Here is a 25,389-nt window from a genome sequence, read left to right as displayed (position 1 = left end):
GCTACAGCACCCGGTCATTGGTGACGACCGGGTGCTGTAGCTGGGTTACCGCCCGGGTAAGGCGGAACGATCTATCAGGCGACGCCTTCCGCACGGGCGGCGGCGGCGACCGCGTCGGCGACCGCAGGGGCGACCCTGGGGTCGAGGGGGCTGGGCACGATCTTGTCGACCGCGAGTTCGTCGGCGACCACGCCGAGGATCGCGTTGGCGGCGGCGATCTTCATCCCCTCGGTGATCCGCCGGGCGCCCGCGTCGAGCGCACCCTTGAACACGCCGGGGAAGGCCAGCACATTGTTGATCTGGTTCGGGAAATCACTTCGGCCGGTGGCGACGATCCCCGCGTACTTGCGGGCGAGGTCCGGGTGGATCTCCGGGTCCGGGTTGGACATGGCGAACACGATCGATTCCGGCGCCATCGAGGCGATGAGGTTTTCGGCCACGGTGCCCGCGGACAGGCCCAGGAACACATCGGCGTCGGTGAGTGCCTCCGCCGCGGAGCCGGTGAGGCCGCGCGGGTTGGTGCGCTCGGCGAGATCGGCTTTCACCGCATTGAGGTCGGCGCGGTCGCGGCTGACGATGCCCTTGGAGTCCAGCACCGTCACATCGGGGATACCGGCAGCGAGCAGGATATTGGTGCACGCGACCCCCGCGGCGCCGGCGCCGGAGACGACGACCTTCAGCCCCGAGGTCGGCCGGCCCTGCACCTTGGCCGCGCCGTTCAGCGCCGCCAGCACCACGATGGCGGTGCCGTGCTGGTCGTCGTGCATGACGGGACAATCCAGCGCTTCGACGACCCGCTTCTCGATTTCGAAGCAGCGCGGCGCGGAGATGTCCTCCAGGTTCACGGCGCCGAAGCTGGGCCGCAGACGCACCAGGGTTTCGACGATTTCGTCGACATCCTTGGTGTCGAGCACGATCGGGATGGAATCGAGGCCGGCGAACTTCTTGAACAGCGCCGACTTCCCTTCCATCACCGGAAGGGAGGCACGCGGACCGATATCACCGAGACCGAGCACCGCGGAGCCGTCGCTGACGACGACCACCAGGCGGTCGGTCCAGGTGTAGCGCTTCGCCAGTTTCTCGTCCTCGGCGATCGCGCGGCTCACCTGCGCCACCCCCGGGGTGTAGGCGATCGATAGGTCGCGCTGTGTCTCCAGGGGCGAGCTGAGCTCAACCGAGAGCTTGCCCCCGAGGTGACCGGCGAAGATCTCCTCGTGAGTGATCGCCGCGAGGTCTGCTGCCTCTTTTTTGCTGGCGGTGGCATTCGGTGCGTCAGTCACAGAGGACACGATTTCACTCCTGCTGGTTGCGGTCGTAACCGATGGACGGTTACCGCCGGGTATTTGGTGTTATCTGCGTCATATCGGACTCAGCCCCGTGTGCGCGGGGCGTACAACTTCCTGACCAGGCGGTATTACCGGTGAAGCTTTACCCCGAAGCCCCGGACCGCATCCGACACCGGCAGCGGCGGCAGTGTCGAGTGCGGACGGAAACGAATCCGGGCGAATTTCGGACAGGGTGGTCCGGCAGAACTCGATGGCGCCCGGCCCGGCTGCGATGGTGCATCGCGTAGCGGTGGGCGCCGGATATCCCCGACCCGGCGGTGGCAACGATCGGGAATCCGCCACATTGTGCCAGGTCCGTTGCGGAATACCAAACCGGCACCGCGGATCGCGTATCGACACCACGGGCCCAGCCTAAGTCGCGGGCATTACCTTCCCGTAAGGGGAAACTCCCGGCTCCGGGAAGCCCGGGGTGAGAACACCGCGCGACGCAGCGGTGCGCGTCGTGAATTCCGGCTGTCCGGCTAGATCCACCACTGTGTCCACAGCAGCAGAGTCGCAGCCCCCAGTACGAACACGGCGACGACGAACGTGGCGGCACCGCGTTTGCGGTCCGAATAGATCTGCGCCGCTACGGCTGTAGCCGCTATCGCGATATGCCAGCCGACCGATTCCGCACCCGGCCCGGGGAACCCGCGGCGAGCGCCGATCATTGCCGCGCCCACCACCACGCAGGCCAGGACGACCAGCCCCGCCGCAATGGACCCGCTGAGCCCGCGCACGACTTTCATGACGCGAGTACCGGCACACCGGTGGCTCTGCCGGTGAGCTTCTCGAACTGTGCCGGGTCGGTGGTGCAGGCGCCCAGCGCGATGGTTTTGTTCGCACCGTGATAATCCGAGGACCCGGTCGTCAGCAGGCCGTATTCGCCGGCCAGGTCGCGCAGCACGGTCCGATCCTGGGTGCTGTGGTCGGGATGATCGATTTCCAGCCCGCCGAGCCCGAGTGCGGCGAGGTCCGCAATCTCGGCGAGGTCGAGCAGCCGGCCGCGGGCGCGCGCCCGGCCGTGCGCGAGCACACTCACCCCGCCGGCAGCTGCGATCATCTCCACCGCCCGGTGCAGCGGTGTATCGGCCTTCTCCACGTAGTAGGGGCCGTTCGCGGCCAGCAGCTGCGCGAAAGCGGCTTCCACACTGGGTACGACACCCGCCTCCACCAGGGCACGGGCCAGATGCGGGCGCCCTGCCGCCGGGCCGGCCGAGGCGAGCACCGCGTCCGGGTCCACCGGTAACCCGTCGGCGGCCATCTGCTCGGCCATGGCGCGTAGGCGCTGGACCCGTTCACCGCGTAGCCGCTCACGCTCGGCTGCGAAACCGGTGTCGGCGGGGTCGAACAGGTAGGCCAATAGGTGCACCGATACCGGCCAGCCGTCGACACCGCGGCCGACACATGACATTTCCATCCCCCGGACCAGCGAGAGCCCGGCCGGACGCGCCGCCTCGGCCTCCGCCCAGCCGGCGGTGGTGTCGTGATCGGTGATCGCAACCACGTCCAGACCGGCAGCGGCCGCGTTCCGCACCAGTTCGGCCGGGGTATCGGTGCCGTCGGAAGCGGTGGTGTGGGTATGCAGGTCGATGCGCACGCCACCCAGTCTGTCAGTGCGGGCTCCCGGTGCCGTTCGCACGGGCGGGCTAGCATCGGGCGGTGCCGACTCTGCCGCTTCCGTTCCACAGCGCGGGACGGTCGCGGCGTTCCCGTTCGGCCTCGCATATACGGGTGCCCACCGCCCGCGCGGTTGTCGACTGCGCTGTCTATGTGGACGGCGAGCGGCTTCCCGGACGACACACGCACAAGAGCGCCCTGGCGGCCGCGCGCGAACACGGCGGATTCGTCTGGCTCGGTCTGCACGATCCCGATGCCACTCAGATGGCCGAGATCGCCGAAACGTTCGGGCTGCACGCACTGGCCGTCGAGGATGCCGTCCAGGCACACCAGCGGCCGAAACTGGAACGCTACGACAAAACGCTGGTGATGGTCATGCGAACCGTCGCCTACCGGGAACACGAACTGCACACCGCCAGCGAGATCGTGGAAACCGGCGAGCTGCTGATATTCATCGCGCCCGAGTTCGTGATCGCCGTCCGGCACGGCGAACATTCGCCCCTGTCGGTCGTGCGACGCAGACTGGAGGCGGACCCCGAGCGATTGCGACTGGGCCCCGGTGCGGTCCTGCACGCGATAGCCGACCATGTCGTCGACACCTATATCGAGGTCGTGCAATCGGTGGAATTCGATATCGATGCCATGGAAGAGGAAATCTTCACTCCGCGCTCCGCGGTCACCGTGGAATCCATCTATCAGCTCAAACGGGAAGTAGTAGAACTACGCCGGGCGGTGAATCCGCTGGCGCTGCCCCTGCAAACATTGGTCCACAACACCGACCTGCCGTTGGACGCGGAGATCCGGCGCTATCTGCGTGACGTCGCCGACCATCACACCGCGGTCGCGGAACGGATCACCGATTTCGACGATGCGCTGAGCTCACTCATCAACGCGGCACTCGCCAAGATCACCGTTCAGCAGAATACGGATATGCGCAAGATATCGGCGTGGGTGGCGGTGGCCGCCGTACCCACCATGATCGCCGGAATCTACGGAATGAATTTCGCGCATACGCCGGAACTCGAAACCACCTGGGGTTATCCGGTGGTGCTCCTGTTCATCTTCGCCATCTGCGGCACCCTCCTGGCCCTGTTCCGGCGCAACAACTGGCTCTGAATCACAGCGACGCCGCCCCGCGCCCCGGATCGAGCACATCGATCCCGGCTTCGGACCAGGCATCGCGCAGCGCCTGCGCGCCGCGCACCCGCACCCATGCGGCTTCGGTGGCTGTCACCGGGGTCACCGCGAAGTACCGGACCGGATCGGCGGGTTCGGGTAGCTCCACTTCGGGCATCTCCCCGGCCCCCAGCAGCACGGCGGTGAACGGGGCGTCGCGCCACATCGGCTCCCCCAGATCGAGTAGTGCGTCGTCCTGCAGGACAACACCTTCTACCGCAGGCGCCGCGGCGAGCACTCCCAGTGACCGGGCCACCCCCGCGCCGCTGCCCGACCCGGTCCGCAGGGTGAGCAGCAATTCGGCCCGCGGACCGCGTACCGGATCGGCCAGCACGGCCGCGGGGTCACCCATCGGATGCCGAGAGCCGCCCACTGTCGCGTAATGCACCACGCCGTCGCCGGGTATCCGCAGGATCTCGATGGGTTCGAGTCCCAGAAACGTCACCGAAGCGGTATCCACGGCGGCCGTGTCCACCTCGAAATGGCGCGCCACGGCGGCGCGCACCCGGTCGTTCACATCCATCCGCTAGATGGCCAGCCGCGCGAGCATATCCCGAGCCTGTTCGGCGGTTTTCGGATCGCACAGCACGTCGTAGCGGCCCGCGACCAATTGCATGGTCGACGCGAAATCACGCTGACCGCGAGTCGCGGCGTACGGGATCGTGGTGGAGATGACCCCGAAAATAATGCCGCCGACCAGGCCCACCAGCAGCGGACCCGCCATCCCGTTCGTAGTGAACAAGCTCAGCAGCAAACCGAGGAACAAGCCGAGCCAGGCCCCCGACACCACACCCCCGCCGATGACCTTTCCCCAGTTCAGCCGGTACAACACCCGCTCGACCTGCATGAGATCGACGCCGACGATGGTTACGTTCTGCACCGGGAACTGGTTGTCCGCCAGATAATCCACGGCACGCTGCGCCTCGGCATAGGTCGGATACGAACCGACCGGCCATCCCGAAGGCGGCGTGGGCAGGCCCTGTCTGCCCCGATTCGAGCTCCCCAGGGGATTCGTCATGTATCTATTGTGCCGCCTCCGGCGGCACGGGGTTTTGGCCCCCCGAGGACCACGACCGGTTGCGTCGGGTTCGAATGGGTCGAATGCGCGGTCGAGGTGGTCGAACACCAGTGGTTGTATTACCGATGATCACTCGGGCGCAGCAAAGGTGGTCGTTCTCTTCATTCCTGCGGCGCGGCCCTTTTCCGCGATGACGACTGCCATTTTCGCGCTGGCCTCATCGATCATTTCGTCGCCCAGCATCACCGCTCCGCGCGCACCGCCCTCGGCGGACGTGTGATAGGCGTAGGCGTCCAGGATCATTTCGGCGTGGTCGTAATCCGACTGCCGGGGGCTGAAGATTTCGTTCGCCGTGTCGACCTGGCTCGGGTGCAGCACCCATTTCCCGTCGAAGCCCAGGGCCGCGGTGCGTCCGGCCGCGCGCCGGAAACCGTCGAGATCACGAATCTGCAGATACGGCCCGTCGATCGCCTGCAGGCCGTGCGCGCGGGCGGTGAGCAGGATGGTCATCAAGATGTGGTGGTAGGCATCGCCGGTGTCGTAGCCCTCGGGTTGCTCGCCGACCACCAGGGTGCGCATATTGATACTCGCCATGAAATCCGCGGGCCCGAAGACCAGCGTCTGCACCCGGGGGCTGGCGGTGGCGATCTCGTCGATATTGCGCAGCCCCAGTGCGTTCTCGATCTGCGGTTCGATCCCGATCCGGCCGGGTTCGATCCCGTTGGCGCGCTCCAATTGGCTCAGCAGCAGATCGAGAGCGCGTACCTGCCCCCCATCGGTGACCTTGGGCAGCAGGATCGCGTCGAGCGCGGTGCCGGCACCGTCGACGACGGAGATCACGTCGGCGTAGGTCCACTGGGTGGTCCAGTCGTTCACCCGGACCACCCGCAGCTGCTCGCCCCAGCCGGAATCATTGAGGGCGGCGACAATATTGGCACGGGCGGCGGCCTTCGCGTCCGGGGCGACGGCATCCTCCAGATCCAGGAACACTTCGTCGACCGGAAGACCTTTGGCCTTGGCGATCATTTTCGGGTTGCTGCCCGGCACGGCAAGGACGGAACGGCGCGGCTTCATCAAGACTCCTGTGGTCGGCCCGGTCCGGCCCCGGAACATCTAGCCTGGCACTCATGGCAGCTACCAGGGTGTATGTCGCCAGGCTGACCGGCCTGGCGGTGCTGGGGCCGGACGGCGAGTCTATCGGCCGCGTACGCGACGTGGTGGTGGCCATCCGGTACGACCGGCAGGAACCGCGTGTGCACGGTCTGGTAGTCGAGCTGCCGACGCGGCGGCGGATCTTCGTCCCGATGCTGCGGGTTACCAGTATCGAACCCGGTTCGGTCACACTGAACACCGGTAACGTCAGCTTGCGGCGTTTCGCACAACGCCCCGGTGAGCTGCTGGCCATGGCGCAGATCGTGGATTCCACGGTGCATGTCGACGACCCCGATCTCCCGGATCTGGCGGGGGTGGATGTTTTCGTGGTGGATCTCGGGATCGCGCTGACCCGCACCCGGGACTGGCGGGTCGCCCGGGTCGCGGTGCGCGGGCATCGCCGGCTGGGGCGGCGGCGCACGGTGCACGTGGTCGATTGGGCTCGGGTCGAGGGCCTGACACCATACGAAATCGACCGTCCGGGCCAGGACGTCAGCACGTTGCTCGAGCAGTTCGAAGGCCGGCGCGCGGCCGATGTCGCGCATATGTTGCGGGAGCTGCCCGCCAAACGACGCCTGGAGGTGGCGCTCGCCCTCGACGACGAGCGGCTCGCCGATGTCGTCCAGGAACTCTCCGGTGACGACCAGCTGGAACTGCTCGGCCAGCTGGAGATGACCCGCGCGGCCGATGTGCTCGAGGCCATGGACCCCGACGATGCCGCCGATCTGCTGGGCGGCCTGCCGGAGAACGAGGCCGAATCCCTGCTGACGCTGATGGATCCGCAGGAATCCGAGCCGGTACGCCGGCTGCTCGAGCATTCCCCGGATACCGCGGGCGGGCTCATGACGCCGGAACCGGTGGTCCTGTCGCCGTCCACCACGGTGGCCGAGGCGCTGGCCCGGGTCCGCGATCCCGATCTGACACCCGCGCTGGCGTCGGTGGTGTTCGTAGTCCGTCCGCCGACGGCCACCCCCACCGGCCGCTACCTGGGGTGTGTCCATCTGCAGCAGCTGCTGCGCGAACCGCCGGCGCATCTGGTGGGCGGAATCCTGGACTCCGATCTGGCGACTCTGCGACCGGAACTGCCACTCGCGGCGGTGACCAGGTATTTCGCCACCTACAACCTGGTGTGTGGCCCGGTGGTCGACGAGCAGAACCATCTGCTGGGTGCGGTGAGCGTCGACGATGTCCTCGACCATCTGCTGCCCCCCGATTGGCGTGAAGACGAACAACTGTACGAAGGTGTGCGGCCGTGACCGACAAGAGCACGGCGGGCCGGGCCGTCTCCAGCGCGCGGCAGCGACTGGAGACCCCTGTCGGAACCCGGTTCCGCTTCGATTGGGATGCCGAGGCACTGGCACGCGGCAGCGAACGAGTGGCCCGGTTCCTGGGCACCGGACGCTATCTCGCAATTCAGACGGTGGTGGTGATCGTCTGGATCGTGCTGAACATCTTCGTGATCACGCTGCGCTGGGACCCCTACCCGTTCATCCTGCTGAACCTGGCCTTCTCCACCCAGGCGGCCTACGCAGCACCGCTGATCCTGCTGGCGCAGAACCGGCAGGACAACCGCGACCGGGTATCGCTCGAGGAGGACCGGCTGCGGGCCGCGCAGACCAAGGCGGATACCGAATTCCTGGCCCGTGAGCTGGCGGCGCTGCGGCTGGCGGTGGGCGAGGTCGCGACCCGTGATTATCTGCGCCGGGAACTGGACGAGATCCGCGACGCACTGGAGCGCATCGAGTACACGACGGGAGTCGGACCGACGCGCGGCCCGGACAAAGCTATCAAGCCGAAACGCAAGAAAACCTCCGGTCACAAGCCGGTTACGGGCCCGGTTTCACCGCCTGTCCCCGATGAATGACCGGAAATCCACAATATGCTCCTGACCGGTAGGTAACCTGGATCACGTTGTCCCGAGCGCGCCGTACGGGAATGTCCGAGACGGCTGCTCACCTGTGACATAGAGGAACGGTGGAGCCGAATGCGGATACCTACCCCTGTGGCGATGTCGGCTCTGGTCATGGCGGGCCTGGTAGTGAGCGGATCGGCCGCCCACACCACCATGTCGTCGACACCGCCGGAAGCTCCCGGAGCTCGACTCGCGGCGAATGCCGGGCAGGTCGGAGACGCTACCGAAGACGCCGAAGCCCCATTGACCCAGACACTGGGAATGCTGCCGGTCGAGCCCAACACGCCCCGGAAACTCCGAGCCCTGAGCCCAGTGCCGGCCGACGGAATCCCCCCCTTCGCCGGTACCGTTCCGTTACAGAGCATCTTCCTGCCCAGCGGCAGCGGCGCATTCGGCATCCCGGAGGTCGTGCTGGCCGCCTATCGCAACGCCGAACTGGCCCTGCAGTCCTCGACACCCGACTGCGGACTCACCTGGAACCTGCTCGCCGGAATCGGCCGCATCGAATCGGGCCATGCGAGCAACGGACGCACCGACGCCGCCGGAACCACCAACCCGCCCATCCTCGGCCCGGCACTGGACGGCACGCTGCCGGGCAACGAGGTCATCCGGTCCACCGGCGGCGGATACGTCCGCGCGCTGGGGCCCATGCAGTTCCTGCCCAGCACCTGGTCGCGCTACGCCGCCGACGGTAACGCCGACGGCCACACCGACCCGCACAATGTCTTCGACGCCGCCCTGGGCGCCGGCAAATACCTGTGCTCGGGCGGGCTGAATCTGCGCGACCCGCAACAGGAGCTGCGCGCCGTACTGCGCTACAACAACTCGATGGCGTACGCGGCCGATGTGCTGAGCTGGTCGGCGGCCTACCGCTCCGGCGGCCGCGCCGCACCGGTCGTCCCTTCCCCGGGCCTCGTCCCGCCCGGCAGCGGCCCCACCCAGCTCCCGCCGGGATCGCCGGACCTGCTGGCGGCGCAGACGGATACGCCGGTTCCGCCGCCCCCGCCCGAACTCGCGGTGCAGACACCACGACCCCAGCCGATGATCCGGATCCCGGGATTGCCACCCATTCCCTGCGGCCTGCTCTGCCCACCCGCACCGGGGTCGCCGAGGGTCGGCCAGCCGTTGCCCGCACCCGGGCCCGGCACTCCGGCGGCGCCCGGAGATCCGGCGGCGCCCGCCGGTCCGGGCACTCAGGCCGCACCCGGAGCGCCGGCTCCCGCGACCCCCGACGTGCCCGCGCCGGAAGCACCTGCACCGCAAGGGGTTCCGCAGGATCAAGCGGCACCTCCCGCGCCGGCGGACACCCCGGATGTGCAGGCGGCTCCGGCTCCGGCACCCCCCTCCATCACACTGCCGGGCGGGCTGGTCATCCCGCTGCCGATCGCGCTGGTTCCCGGACCGGCGGCCCCCACGCCCGCGGACGAGGTACCACCGCCACCGCCCGCCGATGCCGCCCCGGCTCCGGCCGAACCCACCCCACCCGCCCCGTAAGACGGGCGGACTCACACTCGCGGACGTGGCACCGCAGCCCTCACCTGCCGGCAGGCGAGGGCCACCGCAGCCCGGCGCCGTCCCGGCGGTGCCGGGTCCGCGTGCGGCACCGCCGCTTTCCTTTCCCATCGACGTCGCATTCACGCCGAAATATTGATCACGAGGTAGTAACGAACTGGTCTCGGATGCGGTAGTCTCGATGACGAAGGTCACGGCCGGGCAACGAGTCCGGGCGCGGCCGCAGGCTTGTGGTTGAGATGAAGGGCTTTGAGCACGTGGGGCGTCACCGGAAACAACAACCTGCCACCGTTACCCGAGGTTCGGTTATCGCACTCACCGGTTTGGTACCGGCGGGTGTCGTGGCCACCAATGCCGCCGCGGCGATGGCCACCGATCCCACGGCGGCCTCGATCGAGATGCATATGTCCGCCGTGGGCGCCGCCCCCGGCCAGGCCATGGCGCCCTCCTTCGACGACACCGTGATGCACGCCATGGCCAAACAGTCGCCGGAGGCGCCGGTCGAGGTGAGAACGGTGGCATTGGCCCCGGACCGTGCCCGTAACGATCTCCCCGTCGCCGCATCGGGCATTCCGGGGATCGCCGAGGACGCCTATCTCAATGCCGAGCAGATCCTGGCCGACGAGAACCCCGGCTGCAATATGCCCTGGACGATGCTGGCCGGTATCGGGCGCGTCGAATCCACCCATATGTACAACGGCAAGGCGGACGCCGACGGCAACGCGCTGTCCCCGGTGTTCGGCCCGGCGCTCGACGGCAGCCTGGCGGGCAACAATGTCATCCACGATTCCGACGGCGGCGCGCTCGACGGTTTCGGCGGCTACGACCGCGCGGTGGGCCCCATGCAGTTCCTGCCGGAAACTTGGACCCATTACGCCGCGGACGGCAACCGCGACGGAATCTCCGATCCGCAGAACTACTACGACGCGACCCTGACCGCCGGTAAATACCTGTGCTCGGGCGATCTGGATATGAACGATCCCGCCCAGCAGACCAGGGCCATCCTGCGCTACAACAACTCGATGGCCTATGTCGCGAACGTCATGGCCTGGACCCAGTCGTACAAGACCGGGATCGCACCACAGCCCGCGGAACTCCCCAAGATCTGACGGCACTACCATCGGCAGCATGCCAGTGGTAACGGAAGCGGACGTGCGGGGCGCCCTCGCGAAGGTCGACGACCCGGAGATCCGCAAACCGATCACCGAACTGGGCATGGTGAAAAGCATCGGGATCGATCCGGACAGCAATGTTCATATCGAGGTGTACCTGACCACCGCCGGATGCCCGTTGCGCACCGAGATCACCCAGCGGGTCAGCACCGCGGTGGCCGATGTCGCCGGGGTCGGTGCGGTATCGGTCGAGCTCGATGTGATGAGCGACGAACAGCGCACCGAATTGCGCAAACAGTTGCGCGGCGATTCCGCAGAACCGGTGATCCCGTTCGCCCAGCCCGGTTCGCTCACCCGCGTCTACGCTGTCGCCTCCGGGAAGGGCGGCGTCGGGAAATCGAGCGTCACGGTGAACCTCGCTGCCGCGCTCGCCGACCGCGGCCTGTCGGTCGGGGTGCTGGACGCCGATATCTACGGCCATTCCATCCCCCGGATGCTCGGCACCGATGCCCGGCCCACCCAGGTCGAGCGGATGATCATGCCGCCGGTCGCGCATGACGTGAAGATGATCTCGATCGCGCAGTTCACCCAGGGCAACACCCCCGTGGTGTGGCGCGGTCCGATGCTGCACCGCGCGCTGCAACAGTTCCTGGCGGATGTGTTCTGGGGCGATCTGGACGTCCTGCTGCTCGATCTGCCGCCCGGCACCGGTGATGTGGCGATCTCCATCGCCCAGCTGATCCCCAACGCGGAGATCCTGGTGGTCACCACCCCGCAGATCGCCGCCGCCGAGGTCGCCGAACGTGCGGGCGCCATCGCCCTGCAGACCCGGCAGCGGATCGCCGGCGTGGTGGAGAACATGTCCTGGCTGGATCTGCCGGACGGCAGCCGGATGGAGCTGTACGGCTCCGGCGGCGGGCAGGCGGTCGCCGACCGGCTCACCCGTGCCGTGGGCGCCGAGGTTCCGCTGCTCGGACAGATCCCGATCGAACAGGCCGTGCGTGAGTCCGGCGACGAGGGCACCCCGATCGTGCTCCGCGATCCGGACAGTGCGTCCGCCCTCGCCTTGCGCGCGGTCGCGGACAAACTCGCGATCCGCCGCCGCGGGCTCGCCGGTATGTCGCTGGGTATCGATACGAGTCGCCATCTCTGAACAGCCGACCTGCGCGCTTGCGCCCGGCCGCGCAACCGCGGTTCTGTCCTGACTCGGCGGGCAGGACGACCCGCGTACCTTGTCGGCGGGCGCACCTAGACTCGGTTCATGCTCACCCTGCTGCTGTACGTCCTGATCGTGGGTTTGGTGGCCACGGTGTTGTTCCTGCTGGCCGGTGCGCTCTTCGGCCGGTCGGAGGAGCTGGGCCCACTCCCGGAGGGCACCACCGCGACCATTCTCCCGGTGGAGCGGATCTCCGGCGCTGATGTGCGGGCCCTGCGGTTCCAGCAGGTCGTGCGCGGGTACAAGGCCGGCGAGGTCGATTGGGCACTGGCCCGGCTGGCCGCCCGGATCGATGAGCTACAGGCCCAGCTCACCGAGGCACAGTCCGCGAGCACCGGCGCGGCAACAGGCCGGGATCGCTCGTGAGCGCCACCGATACGCTGGTTCGCTGCCCGTGGTCGGTCGATTCCCAGATCTACCGCGACTACCACGATCAGGAGTGGGGCCGCCCGTTGCACGGTGACGACGCCCTGTTCGAGCGATTGTGCCTGGAGGCCTTCCAGTCGGGATTGTCCTGGATCACAATTCTGCGCAAACGCCCCGCGTTCCGGCTGGGGTTCGCCGGATTCGTGATCGACCGGGTCGCCGAATTCGGTGATGCCGACCGCGAGCGGCTGCTGGCCGATTCGGCGATTGTTCGCAATCGCGCCAAAATCGATGCTTGTATCGCGAATGCGAAAGTCGCCCGCGAACTCGATACCGGCCTGGACGAACTGCTCTGGTCGTTCGCTCCCCCACGGCGGCCGCGCCCGCGCGAAATAGGCGATATCCCTGCGGTGACACCCGAATCCACTGCACTGGCAAAAGAATTGAAGCGGCGTGGTTTCCGCTTCGTCGGGCCGACTACCGCGTACGCGCTGATGCAGGCCACGGGAATGGTGGACGACCATCTGTCCGAATGCTGGGTCGATTCCCGGCACACCTGCCTCGGCTGACCGGTCACATTTGGACGTCGAGTATCCGCCATCTCCTGCGATAGGGAAGAATGGATCGGGTGCGGTCCGTCGCTTCAACCGACGGACCGCCCGGTTGGTGACAACCGGAGATCCGAGCAAGTGCGCAGCATACAGCGCAGATCTGGAGGGAGCAGAGGATGGCGGCCATGAAGCCCCGTACCGGGGACGGTCCCCTCGAGGCAACCAAGGAAGGTCGTGGGATCGTTATGCGGGTCCCGCTCGAGGGTGGCGGGCGTCTGGTCGTAGAGCTCACGCCCGACGAAGCCGCGGCACTGGGTGACGAATTGAAGAGTGTCACCAGCTAGCGATACCGCCGAGGAGTCGGCGCTGGCCGCGGTCGCCGAGGTACTGAGCTGCCCCGTATGCGGCCGCGGTCTGGTGTGCGCGGGCCGGGTGCTGCGCTGCGGACTCGGCCACAGTTTCGATATCGCCCGGCAGGGTTATGTCAGTCTACTCACCGGTGCCGCGACCAAACTCACCGGTGACACCGCCCAAATGCTCGATGCGCGGGCCGCTTTTCAGGGCACCGGATTCTTCGATCCCATCGCCGCGGCGGTGGCCGGGGCGGCGGTGGCCGCGCGAAACAGCACAGGGCCGCCGCCCGGCACCGAGGTGATCGCAGATATCGGCGCGGGCACCGGCTACTACCTGGCGCATGTTCTGGACGCGGTGCCCGACGCCCGCGGTATCGCGCTGGATATAGCCAAACCGTCCGGTCGCCGCTGTGCCCGCGCGCATTCCCGCGCCGCGGCCGTGGTCGCCGATGCCTGGCGCGGGCTCCCGCTGCGGGATCACACGCTGACGGCGGCGCTCTCGGTTTTCGCACCGCGAAACCCGGCGGCCGTCGCCCGGTGTCTCGCGCCCGGCGGCCGGTACCACGTGGTGACCCCGACCGTCCGGCATCTGGCGGAACTGATCGGCCCGATCGGGATGGTGACCGTCGACCCCGACAAAGAGCGGCGTCTCGCCGACGGAATGGCCGGCCTGTTCACCCGGGTGGACAGTGTCGCCGTCGAGTATTCGATGACGCTTACCCGCGCCGATATCGCCCACCTTGTGGCGATGGGGCCATCCGCCCACCACACGGCGGCCACCGGCGAGCAGCTACCGGAGCCTTTCGAGGTGACGGCATCGGTCACCGTGAGCACCTATACCGCGATCGCCGCGACAGCTGTCGCCGATGCTCACCGCGACCGGTGATCGATGGTGAGAACGAGGCAATCACGCTGCCACACACGGCAATCCACTTGCTACGCGGGCCTGATCGACGGGTAATACCGGCCTGATGTGCTTATTGCATGCGGATACCGACATTCGGAAAAAGGGCAGCCACCCCCGCCACCATCTTCGACCGGATCGGCGGATACGAGGCATTGGAAGCCGTCGTCGCCGATTTCTATACCCGAGTCCTCGCCGACACAGCACTCGCCGGGTTCTTCACCGGAACGAATATGTCCAGGCTGCGCGGTAAGCAGGTCGAGTTCTTCGCCGCGGCCCTCGGCGGCCCGGCCCCCTATACCGGTGCGCCGATGAAACAGGTACATCAGGGCCGGGGAATCACCAGGCATCATTTCGACCTCGTGGCCGGGCATCTGACCGATTCGCTCACCGCCGCCGGCGTGGACGAGGCGACGGTCGGCGAGATCATCGGGGCGGTGGCACCACTTGCCGGTGATATCACCTCAGGGAGCTCCGGCAGCTGATCGAGCGGGGGTGCCGCGGCCCGGTGACCGCAGAACTGTGCGAATGGCACCGGCCGCCGGCTCCCCTCAGGGTTTCGCCACCGTGCGGTAGACGTTCACCGTCTGTTCGGCGATCCGGTACCAGTCGAATTCCGCCCGCGCGCGGGCGCGCCCGGCGGCCCCGAGTTCGGCCGCGCGCACCGGGTCGCCGGCGAGCTCGTTGATCGCGGCGGCCAGCGCGTGCTCGTAGGCTGCGGTCTCACCGGCGTCGAAATGCACCAGCCGCCCCGTACCGCCGTCGGTGACCACCTCGGGGATACCACCCACATCGGAGGCGACCACGGCCGTGGCGCAGGCCATCGCCTCGAGATTGACGATCCCGAGGGGTTCGTAGACCGACGGGCAGACGAAGACAGTGGCCGCGGCCAGCAACTGGCGGATCTGTTCGGTGGGCAGCATCTCCCGCACCCAGAAGATGTTGTCGCGCTGCCGGTGCAGCCCGGCCACGGCGGCGGCGACCTCGGCCTCCAGCTGCGGAGTGTCCGGGGCACCGGCACACAGGACCAGCTGGATCCCCGGGTCGATCTCCCGCGCCGCGGCCAGGAGATGCCCCACACCTTTCTGGCGGGTGATCCGGCCGACGAACACTGCCAGCGGACGGTCCGCACGCACCCCCAGTTCGTCCAGGATCCGGCGGCTGCCCGGGGCCGGTGGTCCCGGGTACCAGACCTCCGCGTCGATTCCGTTGCGCACCACGTGCACCCGGGCCGGATCCAGCGCAGGGTAGGCGTCGAGGACATCGCGGCGCATCCAGTCGCTCACCGCGATCACCGCGTCGGCATGCTCCAGCGCGTTACGCTCCGACCACGAGGACAACCGGTACCCGCCACCGAGCTGTTCGGCCTTCCACGGCCGGCGCGGCTCCAGCGAATGCGTGGTGACCACGTGCGGGATCCCGTACAGCGTCGCCGCGAGATGCCCGGCCAGCCCGGCGTACCAGGTATGCGAATGAACCAGGTCCACCGCGCCCACACCGTCGGCCATCCGCAGCTGCGCCGACATCATCTGCAGCGCCGGATTGGCACCCGCCAGCGCCGGATCCGGATCGTGCACCCGGGCCGCCGACCGCGGTACGCCCATACAGTGCACGGTCACCGTGCTCAGCCGGCGCAGCCGGGCCACCAGTTCGGTGACATGCACCCCCGCCCCGCCGTACACCTCGGGCGGATATTCCCGGGTCAACACGGCCACCCGTAGCGGGCCGCCCACCGGCGGCCCGGACGCGGTGTCCGCACCGCTGGAACCGAAACTCACGGATTCACGGTAGCCGCCGAGCGGCCGGTATACAGAAGTCGCCGAGCGTACGACGCCCCCGACCACCTGGTTCGGTAGGTTTGGCACTGTGAGGAGCCAGCCGCACGTACTCGGAATCGTGCTCGCCGGTGGCGAGGGCAAGCGACTCTTTCCCCTGACTGCCGACCGCGCCAAGCCGGCCGTCCCGTTCGGCGGGGCCTACCGCCTCATCGACTTCGTACTGAGCAATCTGGTCAATGCCGGTTTCCTCCGGCTGTGTGTACTCACCCAATACAAATCACATTCCCTGGACCGTCATATTTCGCAGACCTGGCGGCTGTCCGGTTTCGCCGGTGAATACATCACCCCGGTGCCCGCCCAGCAGCGGCTGGGCCCGCGCTGGTACACCGGTAGCGCCGACGCGATCATGCAGTCGCTGAACCTCATCTACGACGAGGATCCCGATTACATCGTGGTGTTCGGCGCCGATCACGTCTATCGGATGGACCCGGAGCAGATGGTCACCAACCATATCGATTCGGGCGCCGGGGTCACGGTCGCCGGTATCCGGGTGCCGCGCAGCGAGGCGAGCGCTTTCGGCTGTATAGATTCCGACGAATCCGGGCGTATCGTCGGGTTCCTGGAGAAACCGGCCCATCCGCCGGGAATCCCCGACGATCCGAATGCGACCTTCGCCTCCATGGGCAACTACGTGTTCACCACCAAGGTGCTGGTGGATTCGATCAAGGCGGATGCGGAGAATTCCGATTCCGATCACGATATGGGTGGCGATATCATTCCCGGATTGGTCGCCGCGGGACAGGCCGCCGTCTACGATTTCGCCGATAACGATGTGCCCGGCGCCACCAACCGCGATCGCGGTTACTGGCGTGATGTCGGCACCATCGATGCCTTCTACGAAGCCCATATGGATCTGGTGTCGGTGAATCCCGTTTTCAACCTCTACAACCGGCACTGGCCCATCCGCGGCGCCGCCGAGAACCTGCCACCCGCGAAATTCGCCCGCGGCGGGCTCGCCCAGGAATCCATTGTCGGGGCCGGCAGCATCCTGTCGGCGGCTACGGTCCGAAATTCGGTACTCAGCGCGAACGTGCAGGTCGACGAGGGCGCCACGGTCGAGGGCAGTGTGCTGATGCCCGGCGTGCGGATCGGGCGCGGCGCAGTGGTCCGGCGCGCCATCCTGGACAAGAACGTGATGGTGTCCGAGGGCGAGATCATCGGCGTGGACCGGGAACGCGACCGCGGCAGGTTCGCCATCAGCCACGGGGGCGTGGTCACGGTCGGCAAGGGCACCTGGGTCTGATCACTCGATGGCCGGCGGGCCGGGCACCGACCACACAGAAGCGGCCGTGCATCCGGTCGTGATGACCCAGGACACACGGCCGCAACCGTCAGCGGGTCAGCGCACGTCCCGGCTGCGCATTCCCACCAGTCCCACGGCGAGCAGTCCCGCGGCAACGGCGGTGACCAGGAGCGTGGGAGCCACGTTGTACGCCATTCCCGGCACCTTCGGTGCGTGACTGAACGGCTCCAGGTTCTGCAACCACTGCGGAGCGCCGGAGATGGAGCCGAGCAGGAAGACCGCGATCGCGGCGGTCAGCAACCCCCATGCCACCGGCGTCCAGCGTGGCACCAGCCCGAAAAGCGCGACTGTTGCCGCCGCGAAGAACCAGATCGCGGGCAGCTGGACCAGCGCGGCCGCCAGCATCCCGGGCAGCGTGGCGCCGATATCGCCGGCCGCGATCCCGTAGGCGAGCCCACCCAGCAGACCGGCGGTCAGCATGATCACCACCGGGCCACCGAGGGCGAACACCAGATGCGAGGCCACCCAGCGGGTCCGGCCGACGGCGCCGCTGAGCACCGATTCCGCATGATGGCCGTTCTCCTCGCCGAACATCCGCAGCGCCGCCGAGACCGCGTACGCCGCGCCGGCGATCCCCAGCATGGTGAACGCGTAGCTGACGAACGAATCCTCCAGCGAATCGGTACCGCCCATACGAGTGATCAGATCGCGCAGGGTTTCGTTGCTGCCGAAACTGTCGCCGATACCGTTCACGACGCTCCCGATCACCAGACCGTAGAGCCCGACTCCGATGCCCCACCCGAGGAGGGTGCCGCGTTGCAACCGGACCGCGAGGCCGAAGGGGCCGGTCAGACCGGGGCCGGCCGCCGCCGGCCCGAGCCGTTCGGCGAGCAGGCCGGCACCGACATCGCGACGGCGCAACAGGGCGAAGGCCACCGCGATCGTCACGGTGAGCAGTGCCAGGTGTAACAGCAGTACCCACCAGCGATCGCCCGCATAGGGCCGGATCTGCAGCGACCAGCCCTGCGGGGACATCCACGTCAACGGGTTGACCGGCCCCGCGCCGGCCTGCGCGTCCCCCACAGCGCGCAGGGTGAAGGTCACCGCGAGTGTCGCGAACGCCAGCCCGCGGGCGAGCCGGGCACCCGAGCAGAGCTGCGCGGTCACCGCGGCGACCGCCGCGAACACCATGCCCGACCCGGCGAGCGCGAGCCCGAAGGCCAGCGATCCGGCGGCCGGAACCCCTGTCGCTGTGAGGCTCAGTGCCCCGATGAGGCCGGCCAGCAGGGCACCACCGAGGGCCAGCAGTAGTGCGGCTGTCAGGCTCGCGTACCGGCCGACGGAGGTGGAGGCCAGCACTTCGGTGCGGCCGGATTCCTCTTCCGCCCTGGTGTGCCGGATCACCGTGAGGATGGTGGCCACGGCGATCAGGGTGTGGAACATCCCGGCTTTCCAGATCCCCACGGCACCGATAGAGGTGTCGTAGACGGGGCCGTACATCGCCAGCTGCGCCGGACTGGCCAGGATCGTGGCCGCGAACGAGGCGCGATCGCCTGCCGTCGGATACACCGATTCGATACTGGCCACATACACCGAGCCCAAGGGCACCGACAGCAGCAGAATCCACAGCGGTGCGACGATCCGGTCACGCCGCAGATAGAGCCGCAGCAGCCGGAGGACGCCGGTGAATTCGGTGCCCGCGGATCGCGTGTCGAACATAGCCGGCCGGGCACCGGCCACAGCCGTGGTCATTTCCGTACCTCCTGCAATTCGCCGGATTCCCGGCCGTTCACCGAGTAGTGCCGCATGAACAGCTCCTCCAGCGTCGGCGGCCGGCTGATCAGGCTGCGTACACCGGTGTCGCCGAGGACCCGGATCAGTTCGGCGAGATTGTCGCCCTCCACCTGGCAGCGCAGGGTGTGGTCGTCGAGGCTCACATCCGCCACGCCCGGTAGTGCCGCGATATCGCCGGGGTCACCGGTCAACTCCGCGGTGATGGAGGTGCGGCTCAGATGGCGCATGGAGTCCAGCGTGCCGCTTTCGACCGTCTGCCCGGACCGGATGATCGTGACCCGCTCACACAGGGCCTCCACCTCGGAGAGAATGTGGCTGGACAGCAGTACCGTGGCCCCGCGTCCGGCCGCCTCGGCGACGCATTCGCGGAACACGTGCTCCATCAGCGGGTCCAGGCCGGAAGTCGGCTCGTCGAGGAGCAGCAGCCGGGCGTGCGAGGAGAACGCGGAGACCAGCGCGACCTTCTGCCGGTTGCCCTTGGAATATGTCCGCGCCTTTTTCCGGGGGTCGAGCTCGAACCGCTCGATCAGCTCGGCCCGCCGCGCGGTATCGAGACCGCCGCGCATCGACGCGAGGAGGTCGATGGTCTCGCCACCGCTCAGCGACGGCCACAGGGTCACGTCGCCGGGAACGTACGCCAGTTCGCGGTGCAGCGATACCGCATCCTTCCAGGGATCGCGGTCCAGCATCCGCGCCTCGCCGCTGGTACGTGCCAGCAGTCCCAGCAGGATCCGGATCGTTGTGGATTTCCCGGCGCCGTTCGGTCCGAGGAAACCGTGGACTTCACCTTCGGACACCTGCAGGTTCAGTCCGTCGAGTGCGCGGACGGGACCGAAGTGTTTGTGCAGATCCCGGATCTCAATTGCCGAAATCATCGAATCTCCTTGTAGGACATCGAAATAGAATTTATCGAAGTGACGTACACGCACGCACCGGAGAGCAGGCGCCTACGCGGACGCCGAGCCCCTATCGATTCTGTTCGCCGGGCGCCGACTCGACAGCGATCACTCCCGCCCGGTTCGGCTCTGGACCCGGCCCCTGTGGCGCCGTGACCGGATTACGTGCGTCCGGGGGTGGTGCCCGAATCGTTCCCGTGCCCTGCGGCCGGATCTTCCACCCGCGATCCGCTCTGATCGGGGGCAGGTGATCCAGGTTCGACCGGGCCTGTGCCGGGCTGCGGCCCCGCCGCGCGCAATGCCTCCAGCATCGAGGGGTCGGCGAGCAGGCCCTCGGTGTAGATCTCGAGTGCGGGCAGCATCATCTGATCGGCGTAGTCGCGCAGGGCTCGCCGATAGTCGACCACCCCGTCGGGCGGGGTGTGCGTCTGCAGGAACAGCAGCATGCCGCCGCCGTTGGCGGTGGCCAGGTAGCGCGCCATTGCCTTTGCATCCCGCGGTTTGCGCAGCGTCCCGGAAGCCACCCCGGCTTCCAGGTACTGCTCGACGTCGTCGACCATATGCTCGAACAACGTGCCGGCCAGATCGCCGCCGGCCTGGAAGCTGCGCATCATATAGGCGATGATCGGGGCGTATTCCTCGATCTCGGCCAGCTGCTGCAGCATGTTCCCGGCCGACGGCCGGTTCATGAAGTTCATCTTCGTTTCACGGATCACTCCCCGTATGTGATCGTCGCATTCGCGACGCAACCCGTCCTTGGACCCGAAATGGTGGTTGACCAGACCGGGTGATACTCCTGCGGCCGTCGCGATGGCCCGCACTCCGACGCCGAAACCCTGTTCGCCGAACAGGACGACGGCCGCGTCACGGATACGTGCCCGGGTAGTCAGATCATCGCTTGAACGCATGTTCAATATATTAAACATGCGTTCAATCAGGAAGCAAGGGGTCAGGCCGTAGAGATTCCGTCAAGAAACAATTTCGGGCGCAGGCAGGACCTCCGCGAACCCGCCGCAACCCTCAGCTACCTGCGATTACAGGCATAAACCCCGGCAACAACACACCCGGCATGCAACCGGTCGGCACGGCGAGGTGTCAACCGCCCGAAGCATGATCGCCGGGGCGCCTACCCTTTCGATGCGCAGAGCAACCCGTCGCCCAGCGGAATGAGCACACTGGTCAACCCGGGGTCCTCGGCGATGAACCGGGTTGCCGAACGTACCGCCTGCGTGGCGGCGTCCCGGTGCGCCGCATCCGGGACCCGCCCGCCGAGTAGCGCGTTGTGCAGCAGCACCGCCCCTCCGGGCCGCAACAGGCGGACCGCCTCCGCGATGTACTGCGGATGCTCGATGGGCGCACCGTCCACGAAGACCAGGTCGTAGGCGCCGTCGGCGAGCCGGGGCAGCACATCCAGCGCGCGGCCGTTGATCAGGCGGGTCCGCGCGAGGGGAATTTCGGCCGCACGGAACGATTCCTTGGCAGCCCGCTGGTGTTCGGGTTCGGGATCGATGGTGGTCAGCGTGCCGTCCTCGCGCATACCGTCGAGCAGCCACAGCCCGCTGACCCCGGCACCGGTCCCGACCTCGACCACCGCCCGCGCATCCAGCAACTGCGCGTACATACTGAGGAGTGCGCCGACCGACGGCGGCACCGGGGCCGCACCGAGTTCGGTGGCCCGCTCGCGGGCGCTGATGAGTACCTCGTCCTCCACGACGGACTCTTCGACGTAGGCGAGATTTCGCTCCAGGTTCGATGCCACGCACTCGAGGCTATGCCAAACGCGGCCGAGCTGGTCGCAACATTCTCAGGTGTCCCTCAGGATACCCACACCCGTCCCACACGGGAACAGGGAAGAGTAGGCCCCACGCAAGACCAGCCGACCGAATGCGGCGGCCGGGAACAACGGAGTACGACCCGACTGTTGTAACCGGTAAAGGTGGCCCGTGAACCGGGCCGCTCTTTCGAGCCTACGCCTCGGTCCCGATCAAGGAGGTTGTCACCATCCACATGGTCGATGCGGCACGCGGGTCCGCCACCTTGCCCGAGCTGTCCCCCGCCGGCACCCCCGCAACAGTCGGCGGGTACACCCTGCCCGGCCGGGACGAATTCGGCCCGGCCCCGTTTCCCGGGCCGGAACGCGAGGTAGCCGCACACCGAGACCTGGTGACAGAACTCCCCGCTTCACCGGACGCCCTGATGGAGGTGCCCGATATGTCCACTATCGACGACAGAGCCGAGGACTACGACGCTGTAGCCGCGGAGGCCGGGGAACTCGACGAGCCCCTGACCGGTACCGCAGCCTTCGACGCGACCGGCGACCGGACGGTGATGCCGACCTGGGACGAACTGGTGCGCGAACATGCCGACCGCGTGTACCGGCTGGCCTATCGACTCTCCGGTGACGCACAGGACGCCGAGGACCTCACCCAGGAGACGTTCATCCGGGTGTTCCGCTCTTTGTCCAGCTACCAGCCCGGCACGTTCGAAGGCTGGCTGCACCGCATCACCACCAATCTCTTCCTGGACATGGTCCGCCGCCGCAGCCGGATCCGGATGGAAGCACTACCCGAGGATTACGACCGGGTGCCCGCCGAGGGCCCCGGCCCGGAACAGGTGTTCCACGACGCCCGGCTCGATCCCGATCTGCAGTCCGCACTGGATTCACTGGCCCCGGAGTTCCGGGCCGCGGTCGTGCTCTGCGATATCGAGGGCCTCTCCTACGAGGAGATCGGCGCTACCCTCGGGGTGAAGCTGGGTACCGTCCGGAGCCGTATCCATCGCGGCCGGCAGGCATTGCGGGAGTATCTTGCGCATAATGGAGTGCAGGAGCGTTTCGCCGCCGAGGCGAGCCTCGCATAAGACACAGGGGCGAACCTCGGATAAAACATCGAGGCGAGCCTCGGGTGATCCGGCGACCGCAACGCCGGGTCCCGGCGGTCAGCGATGTCGGTTGGGAAGGATGGACAGCGAATGAGTGGCGACTCCAGTACGCCCGGTCGTCGTCCCGCACAGTTCCACTCCACCGAACATCTGGCGAGCGAGGCGGTCGCCGCCTATGTCGATGGTGAACTGCGGATGAATCCGTATCTGCGTGCGGCCCAGCATCTGTCGGTCTGCCCCGAATGCGCGGCCGAGGTGGAGGCGCAGCAGCAGGCCCGGATCGCGCTGCGCCGGGCTACTCAGGTATCGGTACCCACCGGCCTGCACGACAGCCTGTCACGTATCCCGCTCGCCGAACCGGCCGCCGGGCCGAATTCTCCCGGAAATCCACGTAACGAGGCGGTATTCGGATTTACTGGTCAGTCCTTTTCCGCGACCTTCGACAGCTTCCGGTGGTCGACGTGGTGGCGCAAGTAGAGTTTGCCGCGTGAGTTCCGAATCGACGCACAATTCCCCTGCCGATACTCCTGATTCGGCGGACGAAAACGGCACGACGGCCGATAACGGCACGCTGCGCCCACCCGGGGCGCCGGTGCTGGCACCGCGCCCGGTCTACCGCCCCCATGTGGACTCACATATCGCGCATACCTTCCGTCGCCCGGCCGGGCAATCCGGATCGTTCGCCTCGCGCACCGGCCGCAGCGGTACCGAGCCGACGACCACGCCGAAGGGCCCTCCAGCGGCGGTGCTGGCAGAAGCGTTCGGCCGTCCGCCGGGTTCCACCGAGCTGCTCCAGCGCGATCCGGAGGCCGGCACGGAAACGCCCCCGGTAGCGGGTCCGGCGGACCCCTGGCGCGATCCCGACGCACAGGCTCGGCTGGGCGCGCCCGCGTTGCAGGCACCGACCGCCCAGGAAATGCCGCAGGCAGAGAAGCTTTCGGCCCGCCAGATTCTGTTCGGCTCCCGGGTGGCACCGCGCGCCCTGCTGATCCTGGCCGCGCTCGCGCTGGCGATAGCTCTGGTCGGCGGGCTGGTGGGCCGGCTGACGGCGGAGACCGCCTCCACCCTGACCTCGCGCAAGGTCAGCTTGGAACAGAGCGACAGCGAGCAGCCGCACGGGCCGATCGCGCAGGTCGCCGACGCGGTACTGCCCTCGGTGGTCTCCATCCGCACCACGGTCGGCGAGAACGGGGCCACCGGATCCGGTGTCGTCATCGACGGCAACGGCTATATCGTCACCAACAACCATGTGGTCTCGATGGCGGCGCAGGACAAGTCCGGGCAGGCCCGAATCCAGATCACGTTCTCCGACGGCACCCGCACACCGGCCGATATCGTCGGCCGGGACCCGAAGAGCGACCTCGCGGTCCTCAAGGTAGATGTGAAAAATCTCACTGTTGCGGAGTTGGGTAAATCCGGCGACGTCCAAGTCGGTGACGCGGTTCTGGCCGTCGGTTCCCCCCTGGGCCTCAGCAAGACCGTTACTTCCGGCATCGTCAGCGCCCTGCATCGCCCCGTGAAATTGGAGGGTGAAGGCAGCGACACCAAGGCCGTGATCGACGCGGTGCAGACCGACGCCTCCATCAACCCCGGTAATTCCGGTGGCGCGCTGGTGGACGCGGACGGCCGGGTCATCGGCATCAATACCGCGATCCGCAGCGAGAGCGGCGGTTCGGTCGGGCTCGGCTTCGCGATTCCCGTCGACCAGATGACCGAGGTCGCGCAGACTCTCATCCGCGACGGCTCGATCCATCACCCGATGATCGGTGTGAGCGCCCGCCAGAAGACGGTCGCCAACGAGGTCATGAGTGGTGCGGAAGTCGCCGACGTGCAGCCGGGGAGCCCGGCGGCGAACGCGGGAATCGTCGAGGGCGATGTGATCGTGCGGGTGGGCGACCGGGAGGTCACCAATCCCGACGAACTGGTCGTGGCGGTACAGAGCAACGATATCGGCCAGTCGGTGAACGTCCAGCTCATCCGGGAAGGCCGGCAGGTGGACATTCCCGTGACGCTCGCCTCCGACTGATCCCTCGCTCACGGCGCCGGGTAACCTGATGGAGTGTTCAGCAGTATCGGGTGGGGCGAGATGCTCGTCCTACTCGTCGCCGCCCTCGTAATCCTCGGCCCGGAACGGTTACCCGGCGCCGCGCGGTGGACTGCGCGCTCATTGCGCCAGGTCCGGGATTACGCGACGGGCGCCACATCGCAATTGCGCTCCGAACTCGGGCCGGAATTCGACGAACTGCGAAAGCCGATTGCCGATCTCCAGGAATTACGTGGGATGTCTCCGCGGGCGGCGGTGACCAAACATCTTCTGAACGGGGACGATTCCCTTTTCAAGGACTTCGAGGGTTCCCTGCCGGACAGCAGGAATGTTCTCGGCCCCGCCGGCGGGACAACAGATTACCCGCGGGCGCAACAGGATAAACCACTCGGACATAATGAGCGTCCGCCGATCGACACCGACGCCACCTGATCGTCAACTGCTCTAGACGCCGTTCAGGGGCCTGATGTCTACACT

27 protein-coding genes are annotated in these 25,389 nt (G+C 67.5%); 16 read left to right on the top strand and 11 right to left on the bottom strand.

Annotated features, from left to right (window positions below; translation table 11 throughout):
* Positions 1–74: 74 nt before the first annotated feature.
* From NS6_RS18140 to NS6_RS18130, 3 genes are all read right to left on the bottom strand, one after another.
* Positions 75–1,280: an NAD(P)-dependent malic enzyme gene (locus NS6_RS18140; RefSeq protein WP_068043359.1), complete on the bottom strand. Its 1,206-nt coding sequence runs from the start codon at positions 1,278–1,280 to the stop codon at positions 75–77.
* Between the two features lie 527 nt (positions 1,281–1,807).
* The gene (locus tag NS6_RS18135; protein ID WP_068043357.1) at positions 1,808–2,074 is read right to left on the bottom strand and encodes a hypothetical protein; all 267 of its coding nucleotides are present in this window, start codon (positions 2,072–2,074) and stop codon (positions 1,808–1,810) included.
* Positions 2,071–2,925 carry a PHP domain-containing protein gene (locus tag NS6_RS18130; RefSeq protein ID WP_068043355.1) on the bottom strand — a complete coding sequence of 285 codons (855 nt, stop codon included), beginning with the start codon at positions 2,923–2,925 and terminating at the stop codon, positions 2,071–2,073. The genes NS6_RS18135 and NS6_RS18130 overlap by 4 nt, the downstream gene beginning before the upstream one ends.
* Positions 2,926–2,987: 62 nt before the next feature.
* Here NS6_RS18130 and NS6_RS18125 point away from each other — a divergent pair, with 62 nt between their 5' ends.
* Positions 2,988–4,061: a magnesium and cobalt transport protein CorA gene (locus NS6_RS18125; RefSeq protein ID WP_068043352.1), complete on the top strand. Its 1,074-nt coding sequence runs from the start codon at positions 2,988–2,990 to the stop codon at positions 4,059–4,061.
* Position 4,062: 1 nt separating this feature from the next.
* On the opposite strand, the gene NS6_RS18120 is transcribed toward NS6_RS18125, so the two are convergent.
* The 3 genes from NS6_RS18120 to NS6_RS18110 form a co-directional block, all read right to left on the bottom strand.
* Positions 4,063–4,644, bottom strand: a complete 582-nt coding sequence (locus tag NS6_RS18120) for a suppressor of fused domain protein (RefSeq protein ID WP_084471168.1) — start codon at positions 4,642–4,644, stop codon at positions 4,063–4,065.
* Positions 4,645–4,647: 3 nt separating this feature from the next.
* Positions 4,648–5,139: a YflT domain-containing protein gene (locus NS6_RS18115; RefSeq protein ID WP_033243303.1), complete on the bottom strand. Its 492-nt coding sequence runs from the start codon at positions 5,137–5,139 to the stop codon at positions 4,648–4,650.
* 129 nt (positions 5,140–5,268) lie between these two features.
* Positions 5,269–6,213, bottom strand: a complete 945-nt coding sequence (locus tag NS6_RS18110) for an HpcH/HpaI aldolase/citrate lyase family protein (protein ID WP_068043350.1) — start codon at positions 6,211–6,213, stop codon at positions 5,269–5,271.
* A gap of 53 nt (positions 6,214–6,266) precedes the next feature.
* On the opposite strand from NS6_RS18110, the gene NS6_RS18105 reads away from it, so the two are divergent.
* From NS6_RS18105 to NS6_RS18065, 10 genes are all read left to right on the top strand, one after another.
* Entirely contained in the window at positions 6,267–7,547 is a 1,281-nt protein-coding gene (locus NS6_RS18105) for a magnesium transporter MgtE N-terminal domain-containing protein (RefSeq protein ID WP_068043348.1), read from the top strand.
* Entirely contained in the window at positions 7,544–8,155 is a 612-nt protein-coding gene (locus tag NS6_RS18100) for a DUF1003 domain-containing protein (protein WP_068043346.1), read from the top strand. Before NS6_RS18105 ends, NS6_RS18100 begins: the two co-directional genes overlap by 4 nt.
* Positions 8,156–8,299: 144 nt before the next feature.
* Positions 8,300–9,697 carry a lytic transglycosylase domain-containing protein gene (locus tag NS6_RS18095; RefSeq protein ID WP_068043345.1) on the top strand — a complete coding sequence of 466 codons (1,398 nt, stop codon included), beginning with the start codon at positions 8,300–8,302 and terminating at the stop codon, positions 9,695–9,697.
* Between the two features lie 275 nt (positions 9,698–9,972).
* The gene (locus NS6_RS18090) at positions 9,973–10,824 is read left to right on the top strand and encodes a lytic transglycosylase domain-containing protein (RefSeq protein ID WP_068043439.1); all 852 of its coding nucleotides are present in this window, start codon (positions 9,973–9,975) and stop codon (positions 10,822–10,824) included.
* A 19-nt stretch (positions 10,825–10,843) separates the two neighbouring features.
* Positions 10,844–11,980 (top strand): Mrp/NBP35 family ATP-binding protein, encoded by a 1,137-nt coding sequence (locus NS6_RS18085; RefSeq protein ID WP_068043342.1) that lies wholly within the window; start codon positions 10,844–10,846, stop codon positions 11,978–11,980.
* Positions 11,981–12,088: 108 nt separating this feature from the next.
* Positions 12,089–12,409 (top strand): DivIVA domain-containing protein, encoded by a 321-nt coding sequence (locus NS6_RS18080; protein ID WP_068043340.1) that lies wholly within the window; start codon positions 12,089–12,091, stop codon positions 12,407–12,409.
* Positions 12,406–12,978: a DNA-3-methyladenine glycosylase I gene (locus tag NS6_RS18075; protein WP_068043338.1), complete on the top strand. Its 573-nt coding sequence runs from the start codon at positions 12,406–12,408 to the stop codon at positions 12,976–12,978. The genes NS6_RS18080 and NS6_RS18075 overlap by 4 nt, the downstream gene beginning before the upstream one ends.
* 158 nt (positions 12,979–13,136) lie before the next feature.
* Positions 13,137–13,304: a DUF3117 domain-containing protein gene (locus NS6_RS34045; RefSeq protein WP_011211259.1), complete on the top strand. Its 168-nt coding sequence runs from the start codon at positions 13,137–13,139 to the stop codon at positions 13,302–13,304.
* Positions 13,291–14,199, top strand: a complete 909-nt coding sequence (locus tag NS6_RS18070) for a putative RNA methyltransferase (protein WP_084471165.1) — start codon at positions 13,291–13,293, stop codon at positions 14,197–14,199. Before NS6_RS34045 ends, NS6_RS18070 begins: the two co-directional genes overlap by 14 nt.
* Before the next feature lie 98 nt (positions 14,200–14,297).
* Positions 14,298–14,702, top strand: coding sequence for a group I truncated hemoglobin (locus NS6_RS18065; protein WP_068043336.1), 405 nt, complete (start codon positions 14,298–14,300; stop codon positions 14,700–14,702).
* Positions 14,703–14,768: 66 nt separating this feature from the next.
* Here NS6_RS18065 and glgA read toward each other — a convergent pair whose 3' ends face one another.
* Positions 14,769–15,995: a glycogen synthase gene (gene glgA / locus NS6_RS18060; RefSeq protein ID WP_084471181.1), complete on the bottom strand. Its 1,227-nt coding sequence runs from the start codon at positions 15,993–15,995 to the stop codon at positions 14,769–14,771.
* An 88-nt stretch (positions 15,996–16,083) separates the two neighbouring features.
* Here glgA and glgC point away from each other — a divergent pair, with 88 nt between their 5' ends.
* A complete protein-coding gene (glgC, locus tag NS6_RS18055; protein ID WP_068043333.1) occupies positions 16,084–17,298 on the top strand; it encodes a glucose-1-phosphate adenylyltransferase in 1,215 nt (404 codons plus the stop codon).
* Between the two features lie 96 nt (positions 17,299–17,394).
* Here glgC and NS6_RS18050 read toward each other — a convergent pair whose 3' ends face one another.
* The 4 genes from NS6_RS18050 to NS6_RS18035 form a co-directional block, all read right to left on the bottom strand.
* The gene (locus NS6_RS18050; RefSeq protein ID WP_168443445.1) at positions 17,395–19,050 is read right to left on the bottom strand and encodes an ABC transporter permease; all 1,656 of its coding nucleotides are present in this window, start codon (positions 19,048–19,050) and stop codon (positions 17,395–17,397) included.
* Positions 19,047–19,967 (bottom strand): ABC transporter ATP-binding protein, encoded by a 921-nt coding sequence (locus tag NS6_RS18045; protein WP_068043432.1) that lies wholly within the window; start codon positions 19,965–19,967, stop codon positions 19,047–19,049. The genes NS6_RS18050 and NS6_RS18045 overlap by 4 nt, the downstream gene beginning before the upstream one ends.
* Before the next feature lie 182 nt (positions 19,968–20,149).
* Positions 20,150–20,896, bottom strand: a complete 747-nt coding sequence (locus NS6_RS18040; RefSeq protein ID WP_068043331.1) for a TetR/AcrR family transcriptional regulator — start codon at positions 20,894–20,896, stop codon at positions 20,150–20,152.
* 218 nt (positions 20,897–21,114) lie between these two features.
* On the bottom strand, positions 21,115–21,747 hold the full coding sequence (locus NS6_RS18035) for an O-methyltransferase (protein ID WP_033243314.1): 633 nt from the start codon (positions 21,745–21,747) through the stop codon (positions 21,115–21,117).
* A 437-nt stretch (positions 21,748–22,184) separates the two neighbouring features.
* On the opposite strand from NS6_RS18035, the gene sigE reads away from it, so the two are divergent.
* The 4 genes from sigE to tatB all read left to right on the top strand — a co-directional run bounded on the left by sigE (position 22,185) and on the right by tatB (position 25,344).
* Positions 22,185–22,847 carry an RNA polymerase sigma factor SigE gene (sigE, locus tag NS6_RS18030; protein WP_084471180.1) on the top strand — a complete coding sequence of 221 codons (663 nt, stop codon included), beginning with the start codon at positions 22,185–22,187 and terminating at the stop codon, positions 22,845–22,847.
* A 111-nt stretch (positions 22,848–22,958) separates the two neighbouring features.
* On the top strand, positions 22,959–23,345 hold the full coding sequence (locus NS6_RS18025) for a zf-HC2 domain-containing protein (protein WP_068043329.1): 387 nt from the start codon (positions 22,959–22,961) through the stop codon (positions 23,343–23,345).
* A gap of 10 nt (positions 23,346–23,355) precedes the next feature.
* Positions 23,356–24,894: a S1C family serine protease gene (locus tag NS6_RS18020; protein WP_068043327.1), complete on the top strand. Its 1,539-nt coding sequence runs from the start codon at positions 23,356–23,358 to the stop codon at positions 24,892–24,894.
* A 33-nt stretch (positions 24,895–24,927) separates the two neighbouring features.
* Positions 24,928–25,344 carry a Sec-independent protein translocase protein TatB gene (tatB, locus tag NS6_RS18015; RefSeq protein WP_068043325.1) on the top strand — a complete coding sequence of 139 codons (417 nt, stop codon included), beginning with the start codon at positions 24,928–24,930 and terminating at the stop codon, positions 25,342–25,344.
* Positions 25,345–25,389: the final 45 nt, after the last annotated feature.

The sequence above is a fragment of the Nocardia speluncae NBRC 108251 genome (assembly GCF_001613245.1).
Lineage (GTDB): Bacteria > Actinomycetota > Actinomycetes > Mycobacteriales > Mycobacteriaceae > Nocardia > Nocardia speluncae.
This window is presented reverse-complemented; position numbering and strand designations above follow the sequence as displayed.